General features: G+C 61.1%; 14 protein-coding genes. 8 read left to right on the top strand and 6 right to left on the bottom strand.

Annotated features, from left to right (window positions below; translation table 11 throughout):
* Genes trbE through O7B34_RS00670 form a run of 8 tightly spaced genes read left to right on the top strand, consistent with a single transcriptional unit; the run spans position 1 to position 8,201 of the window.
* Positions 1 to 2,550: a conjugal transfer protein TrbE gene (gene trbE / locus O7B34_RS00705; protein WP_337144520.1), complete on the top strand. Its 2,550-nt coding sequence runs from the start codon at positions 1 to 3 to the stop codon at positions 2,548 to 2,550.
* Positions 2,547 to 3,296 (top strand): P-type conjugative transfer protein TrbJ, encoded by a 750-nt coding sequence (gene trbJ / locus O7B34_RS00700; RefSeq protein ID WP_337144519.1) that lies wholly within the window; start codon positions 2,547 to 2,549, stop codon positions 3,294 to 3,296. The genes trbE and trbJ overlap by 4 nt, the downstream gene beginning before the upstream one ends.
* A gap of 11 nt (positions 3,297 to 3,307) precedes the next feature.
* Positions 3,308 to 3,634, top strand: a complete 327-nt coding sequence (gene trbK-alt, locus O7B34_RS00695; protein WP_337128599.1) for a putative entry exclusion protein TrbK-alt — start codon at positions 3,308 to 3,310, stop codon at positions 3,632 to 3,634.
* Entirely contained in the window at positions 3,631 to 5,028 is a 1,398-nt protein-coding gene (gene trbL / locus O7B34_RS00690) for a P-type conjugative transfer protein TrbL (RefSeq protein ID WP_337144518.1), read from the top strand. The genes trbK-alt and trbL overlap by 4 nt, the downstream gene beginning before the upstream one ends.
* Entirely contained in the window at positions 5,025 to 5,711 is a 687-nt protein-coding gene (trbF, locus tag O7B34_RS00685) for a conjugal transfer protein TrbF (RefSeq protein WP_337144517.1), read from the top strand. The genes trbL and trbF overlap by 4 nt, the downstream gene beginning before the upstream one ends.
* A gap of 47 nt (positions 5,712 to 5,758) precedes the next feature.
* Complete coding sequence (gene trbG, locus O7B34_RS00680) at positions 5,759 to 6,772, top strand: P-type conjugative transfer protein TrbG (protein WP_337144516.1); 1,014 nt, start codon at positions 5,759 to 5,761, stop codon at positions 6,770 to 6,772.
* Entirely contained in the window at positions 6,769 to 7,980 is a 1,212-nt protein-coding gene (locus O7B34_RS00675; RefSeq protein ID WP_337144515.1) for a TrbI/VirB10 family protein, read from the top strand. Before trbG ends, O7B34_RS00675 begins: the two co-directional genes overlap by 4 nt.
* Positions 7,977 to 8,201, top strand: a complete 225-nt coding sequence (locus O7B34_RS00670; protein WP_337128609.1) for a DUF2274 domain-containing protein — start codon at positions 7,977 to 7,979, stop codon at positions 8,199 to 8,201. Before O7B34_RS00675 ends, O7B34_RS00670 begins: the two co-directional genes overlap by 4 nt.
* 24 nt (positions 8,202 to 8,225) lie before the next feature.
* Here the strand turns inward: O7B34_RS00670 and O7B34_RS00665 are convergent, their stop codons facing one another.
* The 6 genes from O7B34_RS00665 to O7B34_RS00640 all read right to left on the bottom strand — a co-directional run bounded on the left by O7B34_RS00665 (position 8,226) and on the right by O7B34_RS00640 (position 13,793).
* Positions 8,226 to 8,639 (bottom strand): LysR family transcriptional regulator, encoded by a 414-nt coding sequence (locus tag O7B34_RS00665; protein ID WP_337144514.1) that lies wholly within the window; start codon positions 8,637 to 8,639, stop codon positions 8,226 to 8,228.
* Positions 8,640 to 8,673: 34 nt separating this feature from the next.
* Positions 8,674 to 9,276: an acyl-homoserine-lactone synthase gene (locus O7B34_RS00660; RefSeq protein WP_337144513.1), complete on the bottom strand. Its 603-nt coding sequence runs from the start codon at positions 9,274 to 9,276 to the stop codon at positions 8,674 to 8,676.
* Positions 9,277 to 9,351: 75 nt separating this feature from the next.
* The gene (locus O7B34_RS00655) at positions 9,352 to 10,101 is read right to left on the bottom strand and encodes a helix-turn-helix transcriptional regulator (RefSeq protein WP_337144512.1); all 750 of its coding nucleotides are present in this window, start codon (positions 10,099 to 10,101) and stop codon (positions 9,352 to 9,354) included.
* 464 nt (positions 10,102 to 10,565) lie between these two features.
* Positions 10,566 to 10,997 carry a type II toxin-antitoxin system VapC family toxin gene (locus O7B34_RS00650; RefSeq protein ID WP_337128616.1) on the bottom strand — a complete coding sequence of 144 codons (432 nt, stop codon included), beginning with the start codon at positions 10,995 to 10,997 and terminating at the stop codon, positions 10,566 to 10,568.
* A complete protein-coding gene (locus tag O7B34_RS00645) occupies positions 10,994 to 11,293 on the bottom strand; it encodes a hypothetical protein (protein WP_337144511.1) in 300 nt (99 codons plus the stop codon). The genes O7B34_RS00650 and O7B34_RS00645 overlap by 4 nt, the downstream gene beginning before the upstream one ends.
* A gap of 352 nt (positions 11,294 to 11,645) precedes the next feature.
* Entirely contained in the window at positions 11,646 to 13,793 is a 2,148-nt protein-coding gene (locus O7B34_RS00640; protein WP_337144510.1) for an ABC transporter ATP-binding protein, read from the bottom strand.
* Between the last annotated feature and the right edge of the window lie 138 nt (positions 13,794 to 13,931).

Below are 13,931 nucleotides of genomic sequence, written 5' to 3'. Positions count from 1 at the left end.
ATGATGAACCTCGCCGAATACCGCAAGCGCTCGAAAAACCTCGCCGACTATCTGCCCTGGGCTGCCTTGGTGGCGCCGGGAGTCGTCCTCAACAAGGACGGCTCGTTCCAGCGGACTGCTAGGTTTCGCGGCCCCGATCTCGACAGTGCAACGCCGGCCGAACTGGTCGGCACGACAGCTCGGCTCAACAATGCGCTGCGCCGTCTCGGCTCCGGCTGGGCGATCTTCGTCGAAGCCGCCCGGCTTGCAGCGCAGGACTATCCAGAAGGGCTTTTTCCTGACAGCGCCTCAGCGTTGGTCGACCTTGAACGCCGCGAACAGTTCGAGGGTGAAGCCGACCGCGGATTGTCGCAGCAAGGCGATCGCCAGTCGCATAGTGAGCTCTTCGAAAGCAGCTATTTTCTCACTTTCGTCTGGTTGCCGCCGGCCGAGGAAGCATCCCGCATGGAAAGCTGGCTCTACGAAGGCCGCGAAAAGAGCGGCGTCGACCCTTGGGAGTTTTTGAGGAGTTTTGTCGACCGCACCGACCGTGTGCTCAACCTGATTGAAGGTTTCGTTCCCGAAGTCGACTGGCTCGATGACACCGGCACGCTGACCTATCTGCACTCGACGGTTTCGACCAGGCGCCATCGCGTCCGCGTTCCCGAAACGCCAATGCATCTCGATGCATTGCTGGTCGATGAACCGCTGGCCGGCGGGCTGGAGCCGCGGCTCGGCGAGGCCCACCTGCGCACGCTGACAATCATAGGCTTCCCGACCGCGACCTTCCCTGGGATTCTCGATGAACTCAACCGACTTGCGTTCCCATACCGCTGGTCGACCCGGGCAGTCATGCTCGACAAGACCGACGCAACCCGCCTGCTGACAAAGATCCGGCGGCAGTGGTTCGCCAAAAGAAAGTCCATCGCGGCCATCCTCAAGGAGGTGATGACCAATGAGGCGTCGGTCCTGGTTGACACGGATGCCGCCAACAAGGCAGCCGACGCGGATGCCGCCCTGCAGGAACTCGGCTCTGACCAGATCGGCCAGGCCTACGTCACCGCCACCGTGACGGTGTGGGATCTCGATGCAGGAATAGCTGACGAAAAGCTGCGGCTGGTCGAAAAAATCATCCAATCCCGCGACTTCACCTCCATGGTTGAGCGCGTCAACGCCGTCGAAGCATGGCTCGGCAGCATTCCAGGCCATGTCTATGCCAACGTCCGGCAGCCACCGCTGTCGACACTGAATCTCGCCCACATGATCCCGCTGTCGGCGGTCTGGGCAGGGCCGGCAACTGACGAGCATTTTGGGGCGGCTCCGCTCTTCTTCGCCAGGACGGAAGGCACGACGCCGTTTCGGTTCAGCCTGCATGTCGGCGACGTTGGCCACACGCTTGTCCTCGGCCCGACCGGCGCCGGCAAGTCGGTTCTGCTCGCACTGATGGCGCTGCAGTTTCGGCGGTATGAAAGCAACCAGATCTTTGCCTTTGATTTCGGCGGCTCGATCCGTGCGGCCGTGCTTTCCATGGGCGGCGATTGGCAGAATCTCGGCGGCAACCCGTCGAGCGGGCAGCGCCCGGATGACCCGCTTGCGGCACTCTCATTGACTGACCTGTCTGACGGCCCCGGAGACATCTCGCTGCAACCTCTGGCCGGCATCCATCACACGCCCGAACGGGCCTGGGCGGCCGACTGGCTCGTCGACATTCTCCAGCGCGAAGGTGTTCCAGTCACGCCGGAGGTGAGGGAATATCTGTGGTCGGCGCTGACGTCGTTGTCCTCCGCGCCGGTACAAGAGCGGACGCTGACCGGACTGTCGGTGCTGCTGCAGTCTTCGCCATTGAAGCAGGCGCTGAGACCCTACTGTATCGGCGGTCCCTACGGCCGGTTGCTCGACGCAGAACACGAGCGTCTCGGCGAAGCCTCCGTCCAGGCCTTCGAGACCGAGGGTCTGATCGGCACGGGTGCTGCTCCGGCCGTGCTCGCCTATCTCTTCCATCGCATCGAGCAGCGAATGAATGGACGGCCAACGCTGCTGATCATCGACGAGGGGTGGCTTGCGCTCGACGATGGCGGCTTCGCCGAACAGCTGCGCGAATGGTTGAAAACCCTTCGCAAGAAGAACGCTTCCGTCATCTTCGCCACGCAATCGCTCTCCGACATCGATGGCAGCAAGATTGCTCCGGCAATCGTCGAGAGCTGTCCAACGCGGCTCTTCCTGCCGAACGAGCGCGCCATCGAGCCGCAGATCACGGAGATCTATCGGCGCTTTGGATTGAACGACCGTCAGATCGAAATCCTGTCTCGGGCTACCCCGAAGCGCGATTACTACTGCCAGTCGCGGCGCGGCAACCGGCTGTTCGAATTGGGCCTCGGTCCGATCGCGCTGGCTCTTTGCGCCGCATCCTCGAAGGCCGATCAAGCGGCTATCGAGCGGATCATCGCCGAGAACGGTCACGACCATTTCCTCGAGGCCTGGCTTGCTGGGCGCGGCCTCTCCTGGGCCGCTGACCTCGTTCCCCATCTCACCAACATTGTCGATCAATCCGCAAAGGAAGTTTCGTCATGAATTCCGTCCGCAACCGTCTCCGTGTCCGGCATTTGATCGCGACCAGTGTTGTTGCTATCAACGTCGTGCTGTCGTGCGCGCCCGCATCCGCATTGATCGTCTTCGATCCCAGAAACTACGCGGAGAACGTCCTTTCCGCCGCGCGTGCGCTGGAGCAGATCCAGAACCAGGTCACCTCGCTTCAGAACGAGGCACAGATGCTGATCAACCAGGCGAAGAATCTGACCTCGTTGCCGACGTCGCTGCTTGGCCAGATCGAAGGCAATTTCTCGCAGATGAAGAGCCTGCTCGGCGAGGCCGACAAACTCGCCTACAGCGTCCAGGACATCGAAAGCCAGTTCAAATCGACCTACCAGAATCTCGGTTCGGATCTGTCCAGCCAGCAGCTCGTCGATGGTGCACGTGAACGCTGGCAAACTTCGGTTGCGTCGTTCGAGCATTCATTGAAGGCCGGAGCTGTCGCCGTCGACAACATCGAAGGAACGAGGGAGCAGACGAGCATGGCGGTCGACGCCAGCCAGTCGGCGGTCGGTATCCTGCAGGCGACGCAAGCTGGCAACCAGCTTCTCGCCGTGCAGGCACGGCAGGTCGCCGACCTCACCGCGATGATGGCTGCGCAAGGACGGGCGGCAGCCCTTGAAAGCGCCAGGCAGGCAGCCGCCCAGGAACAGGCGCGAGAACAGTTCAGCCGCTTCATGGTTGGCAAAACCTATAGCCCTTCCTCGGTTCGCATGTTCCACGACTGAGGTTTTCTCCGATGAACGTGAAGACAACCGCCCGCTTGATCGGCGTGACGGCGCTCGCACTGGCGGTCGCCGTCACCATCATCTCGCGCCATGACGACAAATACACCGTTCCGCCAACCCTGCGCCCAGCAGATCCCGATGGCGGTCCGCTGGTCGGTGAGCTCATGCGTTGCCGCACGCTCGGCGAACAGGCCACCCGCGACATTGCCTGCAAAGCGGCTTGGGAAGAAAGCCGGCGCCGCTTCTTCATGCCCAGCAATCGCGACAAACCGGCGTGGCCGGCCGACGACCGCTTCGGCCGGATCGACCGCTCGCTCGGCGAGGACAAGACGCCATGAACGACACGGGCGTCATTGACCGGTTTCTCGAAACCTTCACCCGCTACATCGATTCCGGCTTCGGCCTGCTCGGAAACGAGGTCGCCTTTCTCACTTCGACTCTGATCGTCATCGACATCACGCTCGCCGGCCTGTTCTGGGCCTGGGGCGCCGATGAGGACGTGCTGCATCGGTTGGTGAAGAAAACGCTTTATATCGGCTTCTTCGCCTTCATCATCGGCAACTTCAATCGGCTCGCCGGCATCGTCTTCGAGAGCTTTTCGGGGCTCGGCCTGAAGGCGGGAGGGTCGACACTTTCCGGTTCTGCGCTGCTGCAGCCAGGCCGAGTCGCGCAGGTCGGCATCGACGCCGGCAATCCGATCCTCGAAGCCGCCAGCCAATTGATGGGCTACGTCTCCTTCTTCGAGAACTTTGTCCAGATCGTCGTTCTGATGGTGGCCTGGGCGATCGTGCTCATCGCTTTCTTCATTCTGGCCGTGCAGATCTTCGTCACGCTGATCGAGTTCAAGCTGACGACACTTGCCGGCTTCGTGTTGATCCCGTTTGCGCTGTTCAACAGGACGGCTTTCCTCGCCGAAAAGGTACTCGGTAATATCGTGGCCTCGGGCGTCAAGATCCTCGTGCTCGCCGTCATCGTCGGGATCGGCTCGGGCCTGTTTGGCGAGTTCACGCAAGGCTTCGCAGAACAACCCACGATTACCGATGCATTGTCGCTTGTGCTCGGCGCGCTTTCCCTGATGGGGTTGTCGATCTTCGGCCCTGGCATTGCGACGGGGCTTGTCTCCGGCGCTCCGCAACTCGGTGCAGGTGCAGCCGTCGGCACCAGCCTCGCCGCCGCCGGTCTTGGCGCGGCGGGTTACATGGGCACGCGTGCGGGACTGAGTGCTGCTGCAAGTGCCGTCGGCACCGGAGGCCGCATGTCGGCTGCCGCGGCGCTACGCGGCGCTCATGTGGCGGGAAGTACATCGACGGCGTATGGGCTCGCCGCCGCAACGTCGGGGCAAAGCGGTGCAGGCGCCGTGGCCGCCGGTCTCGGCGGTGTCGCGCGAGCCGGGGTTGGGGCCGCCGTTCAGCCCGTCAAACAAGCCATGTCGCGCGCTGCGTCGGCGCTTAGCAGCAGCAATCAGTCCGGTCGCTCTGCCGGGTGGACGGCGACCGGCGGACAATTCGCGGTTGGCAGTACCGGCGAAGCCGCAAACGGTTCCTCCTTTGCCGGACCGCCCCCCGCATCGAACCCAAACTCCACAGCTGGCTCCCCGCCGGAATGGGCCACTCGCATGAAGCGTGGCCAGGCAATGAGCCATGGCGCCAGCACGGCCGCTCATTCCATCCGCTCCGGCGATCATGGCGGTGGCTCGATGAATGTTTCTCTCCATCAGGATGACCACCGATGAATCCTTTCAAACGACCTTCCGTTCGTTATGGCACGAGGCCCCAGCCCGAGACGCCGTACCAGCGTGCCGCGCAGGCTTGGGATGAGCGCATCGGCTCGGCCCGCGTGCAGGCGAAGAACTGGCGGCTGATGGCCTTCGGTTCCCTCGTGCTGGCCGGCGGCTTCGCCGCGGCATTGGTGTGGCAGTCGGCGCGTGGCTCCGTCGTTCCCTGGGTCGTTCAAGTCGACAAGTTTGGTGAGGCGCAGGTGGTCGCCTCGGCCATGGCTGACTTCAAGCCGACCGATCCGCAGATCGCATGGCATCTCGCCCGCTTCATCGAGCAGGTGCGAAGCATCGCGGACGATCCGGTCATCGTCCGCCAGAACTGGTTGCGCGCCTACGACTACACGACCGATCGCGGCGCCGTCTCTCTCAACGACTACGCCCGGTTGAACGATCCTTTTGCCAAGGTTGGCAAGATCCAGGTCGCGATCGACGTCTCCAGCGTCATCCGTGCCTCGCCGGATTCGTTTCGTGTCGCCTGGACCGAGCGCCGCTACGAGAACGGCAGCCTGGCCAGTACCGAGCGTTGGACCGCCATCCTCACCATCGTCATTCAACAACCCCGCGATGCCGAGCGGCTGAAGGCCAATCCGCTCGGTGTCTACGTCAACGCCATAAACTGGTCGAAGGAGCTCTCATGATGCGTGCGGCACAAACACGGAATCCGGCGCCACAGAACGCGCGCAGCATGTCGATCACGTGCTTGCTTGCCGTAGGGCTGCTGTCGGCGACAGCGCTCGTCGGTTGCGCCTCGAAAAGATACATTCCGCCGGAGGTCGGTTATGATGATGCCGCACCCGCTCTGCGGAAAGCCGACCCGCCCGGTCCGGTGAAGGTGGTGGAGCTTCCAAAACCACTCCCGCTACCCGGCCAAGTGAAGCCGGTCGAAAGTGGTAGGGCAAAGACCGAGCCGGCCGATCCCAAGCAGCGCATCAGCCAGGCGAACGAGGCCGCGCGAATGCAGCCCGTTCGCGACGGCTTTATCAACGCGATCCAGCTCTACCCCTGGAGCGAGGGGGCGCTCTATCAAATCTATGCCGCGCCCGGACAGGTCACCGATATCGCCCTGCAGCCCGGCGAGCAGCTTGTCGGCTCCGGCCCCGTCGCCGCTGGCGACACGGTGCGCTGGATTATCGGCGATACGCAGAGCGGAGCAGGGGACCGGCTTCAGGTCCATATTCTCGTCAAGCCGACGCGTCCCGATCTCCAGACCAATCTTGTCATCAACAGCGACCGGCGCACCTATCATCTCGAACTGCGGTCGACCGAGAAAACCTACATGGCCTCTGTCTCCTGGCAGTATCCTCACGACCAGTTGATTGCCCTGCGTCGGCAGAACGCGCAGGCTTCCGTTTCGCAGTCTGTGGCTTCGGGCGTCGACATCCAGAAACTCAACTTCCGCTATCGCATCGAGGGTGACCCAGCACCTTGGAGGCCGCTGCGCGCTTTCGACGATGGCGCAAAAGTCTACATCGAGTTCCCCTCGGGCATCGGTCAGGGTGAAATGCCGCCGCTCTTCGTTGTTGGTCCGTCCGGTGGCTCTGAACTGGTCAACTACCGCGCCCGGCAAAACTACTATGTCGTCGACCGGCTGTTTGCCGCGGCTGAACTGAGGCTGGGCGACAAGACCAGCGAGAAACGCGTTCGGATCGTGCGGACTGACGGAAGAAAGCCACAGCGTAGCGTTGGGCTGTTTCGATGAGCGACACCGCCACTTCACCGAACTCGGATATCGCCGCGGAACTGCGGCTGCGGCCCGAACCCGCCAGGGTGACGCGACTGTCGCGCAAGGTGCTCGTTGGCCTTGGCGGCGTCGCAAGCGTTGCGATCCTTGGCACGCTAATTTGGGCGCTGGACACCAGACGGCGCGGCAACGAGCAACCATCCGAACTGTTCACCACCGAAAATCGCACCACCGCCGACGGACTGCAGGTACTGCCGAAGGACTATTCAGGTGTCCCGAAACTTGGGCCTGCTTTGCCTGGCGATCTCGGACGACCGATCCTGCGCGCGCAAGAGCGCGGACAACAGATCCAGGTGCCGGACATCCGCACGCCGCATGCCGATCCTGACGAACAACGCCGCCTGGCCGAGATCGAGGCCGCCCGCGTGGCGAAGCTATTCACCGACAGCCACGCGCGGGCCAATCCAGCGCGACAGAGTTCTGGCGCAAATGGCGGTGGCGACGGCTTGTCAGGATCGGCATCGCCGCCCAAACAGCCCGCGCTTGAGCCGAACTCAGCGCAAGATGGGCAGGACCGCAAAACTGCCTTCGTCAACGCAACGCCTGACCGCCGCACCGTCAGTCCCGATCGTCTCGCCGAAAAAGCCTCGCCTTACGTCGTGCAGGCCGGAACGATCATCCCGGCCGCTCTCCTCACCGGCATTCGATCCGATCTTCCCGGCCAGATCACCGCTCAGGTCACAGAGAATGTCTTCGACAGCCCGACAGGATCGTACCTGCTCATTCCGCAGGGCGCTAAACTGATCGGCCAGTACGACAGCCAGGTCGCCTTCGGTCAGTCGCGCGTGCTGCTGGTGTGGAATCGTCTAATCATGCCCAATGGCACCGCCATCGTGCTGGAACGCCAGCAGGGCGCGGATACTGAAGGGTTCTCCGGGCTCGAGGACGAGGTCGATCATCACTGGGGCCAGCTGTTCCGGGCTGCCGCGCTCTCGACCCTACTCGGGATAGGGACGTCTCTTGGTTCCAGCAACGACGAAAGCGATATCGCCAAAGCCATTCGCGAAAGCGCTCAGGATTCAGCTTCCAATATTGGCCAGCAGGTCGTGCGCAATCGGCTTACTGTCCAGCCGACGCTGACCATCCGGCCGGGTTTTCCAGTTCGTGTCACCGTCAATCGCGATCTCGTTCTCGAGCCCTACGGTCAAGCGAAGGATCCGTCATGACCAAGCTGAAACTCTCCGCCATTCCCGACGATCGGCCGGTCAAGATCACGGTCGAATTGCCAGCCACCGTTCATCGCGATCTGGTCGCCTACGCCGAGGTCCTCGGCCGCGACACCGGCCAGGCTGCAGATCCGGCTAAATTGATCGCGCCCATGGTGTCGCGGTTTATGGCCACGGATCGGGCCTTCGCCCGGGTCCGGCGCAGCCTGAAAGAGAGCTAGTCTCGGGCGGACGCTGCTGGCGTATCAGGGCGGGCAATGCCTGCGCAGAAAGTCGATGAAATCAGTCACCTCGGGATCTTTGCCCAATGATCCAACGATGGCTTTGAGGAACGCGCAGTTGCAGAGCTGCCTATCTGATCCTGCCGATAGCTCACCGCTCTTTGCCGAGTCGGCTGGCTCAATTCCCTGGAGCGTATCGTCCAGCTCTTTCAAGATATTTCGTATTTTGGCCAGGAAAGTTTTGCCAGGGGCCGTTGCTCTGACCCCGCCGGGGTGGCGTTCGAACAAAGTCACGCCCAGCCTCAATTCGAGATCTTTTATGCGCCTGCTGAGCGCGGAATGATGAATCCGCAGTCGCCGGGATGCGCCGAGGAAGCTGCCTTCCTCGGCGACGACGGTCGCAAAATGAAGTGTGAGAAGCTGGATGGAGCGGCGCATGGCACCTCTTCCGTGCGCGGACCAAGGCTTGTGATTACGGCGTGGATCTATTGCTACCTGGGCTGCGCGTTTCACGAAGCCTTTGCAGCGTGCGCTCATCAAAACAGGCTGTCACCGCGACAGTCTCTTCCCCGGCGATCATTTTCGGCAATCCCAGCGGCGTCACCTTGAAATGCAACTGAACCAGGCGCAGCAGCCACAGCGGGTTCATTTCGATAATGATTGTGTCCACCCCGCTACCCAAGCCCCACTCGACGATGCCGGACAGCAGCGCATTGGCAACCGGGCTCAGCATCCGTCCGCGTTCGCGATATTGCGGCTCGACGCAGTAACGCGACCATTCCCAGATGTTTTCTCCCACTGGACGGGTGCCTTCGCACAACTCCGGTAGAATGTCCGACAGAAGGTGAGGTCGCGTCGACGGCAGCAAGCGTTGGTAGCCGACCACACGGTCCTGCTCGGTGAAGAGCATGTGGACGGCACGCCTGTCGTCAAAGCGGTCGACTTCACGACCGTCTTCACGCCACAGGTCCGTCCAGCCCTTTTCCTCGACAAACACCTTGTGGCGCAGACGGAACGCCTGATCCAGTTCCGCCTGATATTCGTCGGCATTGTGCGACGTGACGACATGAAGCATCTCGGTTGTCCTCCAGTTTCGAGGTCAACCAATGGTTCATCGCGGACCGATGCGGGATCACGCGATTGCGTGAGGCTAGCTGATCAGCCCCAGGCGGAAAGCTGTCGTGACGGCCTGCACGTTGTTTGTCACACCGAGCCTCTGGCGCATCAAGCGCAGATGTGTATCTGCCGTGTTGCGGCTGACGTTCAGGCGATCAGCGACCTGCTCCACGGTGAGGCCTTCGGCAACCCAGCGCAGGACATCCTGTTGTCGAGGTGACAGACGCACTGGTTTCGAGCCCAGTTTGCCATCCGCAAGAAGGGCCGCGCATCCGAAGGCGCAAGCGGCGACAAACTGAAAGGCGAGACGGTCGTGAGGACCCGGCTCGAGCTTCTCCCCTGCAACGGAAAATCCAACCGGCTGTCCGTTCAGTGTCGCGAACGGAATCGTAAAGCCGTCACGCAGATTAAACTCTGATGCCTCCGCCATGATCTGTCGCCCGAAGGAACAAACCCGGGAAATTTGATCAATCTCGCTCCACCGGAAGGGCGTGGTCCCACGCTTCACAAGCTGAATGGTGGGGTCGCGATGGAGATAGCCTTTGGAGAAATAGCGCTCGGACCATTGTTGCGGCCAGGCGTCAAGAAGCACATGGGAAATCTGCTCACGCCTCAGCGCATGCGGCGGTGGGATCGGTCCTGCCAGCACGTTTCTGGCGCCAAAGCGCTCGGCATAGGAAATCAGGTGCTGGCAGATTTCCTGCTGGCTTGAACTCTTGCGGATCTGATTGAGAAACTCGAACGTGTCATCGAGGTGCCGACGCCAAAGCGCAGGTGCTTCCATAACGCATTGCTTCCATGATGGTGATCATAGTGGGTGGTTTGGGGCTCTCGGGTGGGGTTGCAAGGCATCAAGCTGCCGCGTCGCTGGCCGACCGGTGCTGGTCGACAACTCTCCTCGATTCTTGTTGCATCAGTTGAGCGAGTTGCTCGGGCTAAGGTCGACAGCGGCCTTGATGCCAACGGCGGAGCTGGGACCGACCGGCGGAGCGGTCCGTTCCCTCGCGCGCCTGCCGAATGCCTTGGGAAATGGCGTGTGATTGCCTCTCCTATGCTCACTTCGAGTATATCAGGAATGTTGCTTCCAGCCTCGTCGGAGTCAACCCCCGACAAGAGGCAGTATGGCCCTGTGACAGTCAGGTGGCGCAAGCGGGAGAAACTGAGGAGCCCGCAGCCGATGTGGAATCAGCCCCCATATCTGAGTCCAGCCGTCTTGCCCTTCCGAGCATTCTGTAACCCGCCTACGGGTCACACCGCTCCGCGTAACGGATTGACGAATTCGAGTCCTGCAAAGTCCTTTTCGTTATCCGTCACCACCACGCACTCGTTCGCGCCGGCGACAGCGGCTATGATCATGTCGAGCCCGCTGCGTGGCTGGCCGGCCGCTCTCCCTTCGGCCATCAGTCGGGCCCAGATCAGCGCCGCCTTGTCGTCGAACGAGAGGATACGATTCGCAAAAAGCGCTTGCGGCCCGTCAGACCCCGAGAACCACTTGTCGAGCGCGTCGCGCTTTTTGCCTTGCGGCTTCTCCAAAACACCGCGGCGGATCTCCGCAAGCGTCAGCGACGCGATGAACAGATCATCGTCCCGCTGAGACGACATCCATGCCATGAGCGATTCCGATGGCTGCGGTTTGACTACATTACTGATGATGTTGGTATCAAGCAGGTAGCGCGTCACAGATCGACCTTGCGCCCTTCTTCGCGGGGTCGCGAAAAATCGAGATCGGCCCCCACCAGCGGCGACCGCAGCAACGCGGCGAGGATTCGGCCAGGCTTGGGGGGCTCGCCGGCGATCGACTTGCTCACCGTCGCGCGAAGTTCTGAAGCTTCCGGGGAATCCTCCGACAGGCGCCGGGCAAGCGATCGGATGAGATCGCGATCGGCCTCACGACCCAGCACTTCGAAACGCGTTAAGCCGCGCAGGGCAAGTCGGGAGCGGTATTGTTGGATGGCACGTTTCTGTGAACTGCCCATAGTGAACCTCTGACCATTTCCAGTAATATAGCCAGAAACAGGATTTCGACAAGGAGTAGGGCGGTTAGTGCGGGCGCAACGCGGCGGACGGCAGCGACGAGACGGACGTGCTCGTCAGGTTGGCCTGCGTAGTGCCGAAGCGAAAAATCGCACCACGATCTGTGCGGATGGCGTGGTTCTGTCGTTTGTGAGCTATGGTGGGTATTTATTTCCGAGCGGTGAGTGAACAACCCCACTCTAGCAAATCGAAGGCGCTGTCCCCCTGCATCTGACGTGCCCCCGAATAGACTTGCAGAGGCAGGCCCGCTGGGTTTTTGAAAGTTGCCGTTCGCGCTGACGAGCCAACAGGCCCCTAGCGATATCCAGCGGCCTGAAGTTCGAAGAGCTCGGCGTAGCGACCGCACTCGGCCAAAAGCTCCTCATGTGTACCCTGCGCCTCAACCCTCCCGTCGGCCAGCACCAGGATCCGGTCAGCCATCCGCACGCTGGAAAAGCGATGGGAAATCAGAACCGATGTTTTGCCCTTGCTGAGTTCCTTGAAACGCCGGAACACCTCGGATTCCGAACGGGCGTCGAGTGCGGCCGTCGGTTCATCCAGGATCAAGAGCTCGGCACCTCGCATATAGGCACGAGCGATTGCGATCTTCTGCCATTCGCCGCCTGACAGCTCCACACCATTGTTAAATTGCTTGCCGATCATCTGGTCATATCCGCCCGGCAGCCTGCCGATGACCTTGCCGGCTTGGCTGCGTTCGGCGGCACGTTCTACGCGATCTCTGTCCTCGCGGGCCTTGATGCGGCCAACCGCGATGTTGTCGTTAGCAGTCATGTTGTAGCGAACGAAATCCTGGAAGATCACGCCGATCGAATTGCGCAGTTCATCCAGATCATATTCTCGCAAATCCTTGCCATCGAGTAGAATCCGGCCCTCATTGGGATCGTAGAGGCGCGCCAGCAGCTTAACCAGCGTGGTCTTGCCGGCGCCATTCTCCCCAACAAGCGCCAACACCTCTCCGGCCCGTAGCGTGAAGCTGAGACCGCGCACCGCCCATCGCTCCGCTCCCGGATATTGGAATCCCACGTCTTCGAAGACGAAGCCTTCTCGGATTGGACAAGGGACCGGCAGCGGGTCCTTGGGCGTCAGGATTTCAGGCTCTAAGTCAAAGAACGAGAACAGGTCCTTGAGGAACTCCGCCTGACCAGCGGTTCTGGCGAAACCCAACAGCAGCGATGCCACCGCCTCGCTCAGTTGCAGGAATGAACCGGCGAGGAACGTAAGGTCGCCAACGGTGAAGTTTCCCTGTAGCGCACCCCATATGATGTAAGCGTAAGCGCCGTAATAGGCCATCGTGCCGACGGCGGTGAATAAACCGCTCCACATCGTGCGCCGTACTGCCAGCTTGCGGTTTGCGGTATAGAATTGGTCTGCAAGCTGCACATAACGATCGATGAGAAAGCGGCTCAAGCCGAAAATCTTAACCTCTTTGGCCGCCTCCACGCTGGTTGCCGTCAGGCGTACATAGCTATGCTCGCGCTGCGCGGGCGTGCGGCTGAAATGGAGCGAATAGCTCCTCGCATTGAAATAGAATTCGCCGAGAAATGCCGGCACCACCGCGATCAACATCAGAACGACCAGCCAGGGAGCAATGATCAAAAGGCCCACTGCGAAACTAATTGCCTTTATCATGCCCGCCGCCTGATAAAAAAGGGAGAGCAGCGTCATGGAATTGCTTGTCTGGACGCGCGCACGTTCGAGCTGGTCCTGAAATTCGGCGTCCTCGAAATCCTTTAGATCCAACGTCGCGGCATGTTCCATAAGACGGACGCTTGAGGCGATTGTAACGCGCTCGGCAAGTACATCTTCCACGAGAGAGCTGACGCGGCTAAACAAATCGGTGAACACGGCCAGCCCGAACCCGGCCGCGATCAACAATAAAAGCTGATGCAACTGCTCGTCATGAAAGGGCAGGGCGGGCGCCCCCAATTGGATTTGGTGGCTGACCTCGTCGATGATGAGCTTGCCGACATAGAGTTTGCTGACGGGAAGCACCGCATCGACGAGCCTCAACAGCAACGTGGACAATGTTAGATACGGGCTTGTGCGCCACACCATCGCGATAAACAGGACTATGGCGTGAAGCGTGCCGAGCCGCTTCTTCGTCGAACGCACGCCCGGTGGCGAGGACGTATTGTGACAAGGAGCCTTTGGTTGAGGAGCTTTGGGATTTTTGCCATTCGGGCTTTTCATACTAAAAACCTCGCGTCCTCTGATGCGAAGGATCAATGGACTGCTCCTTGCCTGTGTGTCGGTCATGCTAGTTTCGGTCGGCGGAGCTCGCCCTATTTCCGACTCCACTGCGGGTTGGCACGCTGAGATGGGGATGATTTCTCCTGCGCCGAGTTGCAGGCTGATTGCCAATCTGCCGCGCAAACGCCGTGCCAGGTGAAAGCCCTTCAATGCGACGGGTAGATTGTCGAAGCGCAGTCCGATGGCCGACATTGTCGGTCATGCGTCACCCTGCTGCGTTCGTTTCGGCGGGCATTCTATGCCGCGTCCCCACCGAACAACTGATCGTCGATTACCGGTCGATGCTCACGCTGACCGATGTGGAGATCATAGACCCAGGCGCGAAGACTG

It is taken from the genome of Mesorhizobium sp. Cs1299R1N3 (assembly GCF_037179625.1).
Classification (GTDB): Bacteria; Pseudomonadota; Alphaproteobacteria; order Rhizobiales; family Rhizobiaceae; genus Mesorhizobium; species Mesorhizobium salmacidum.
The sequence above is the reverse complement of the archived record's forward strand: the minus strand, read 5'-3'. Positions and strand labels throughout refer to the sequence as shown.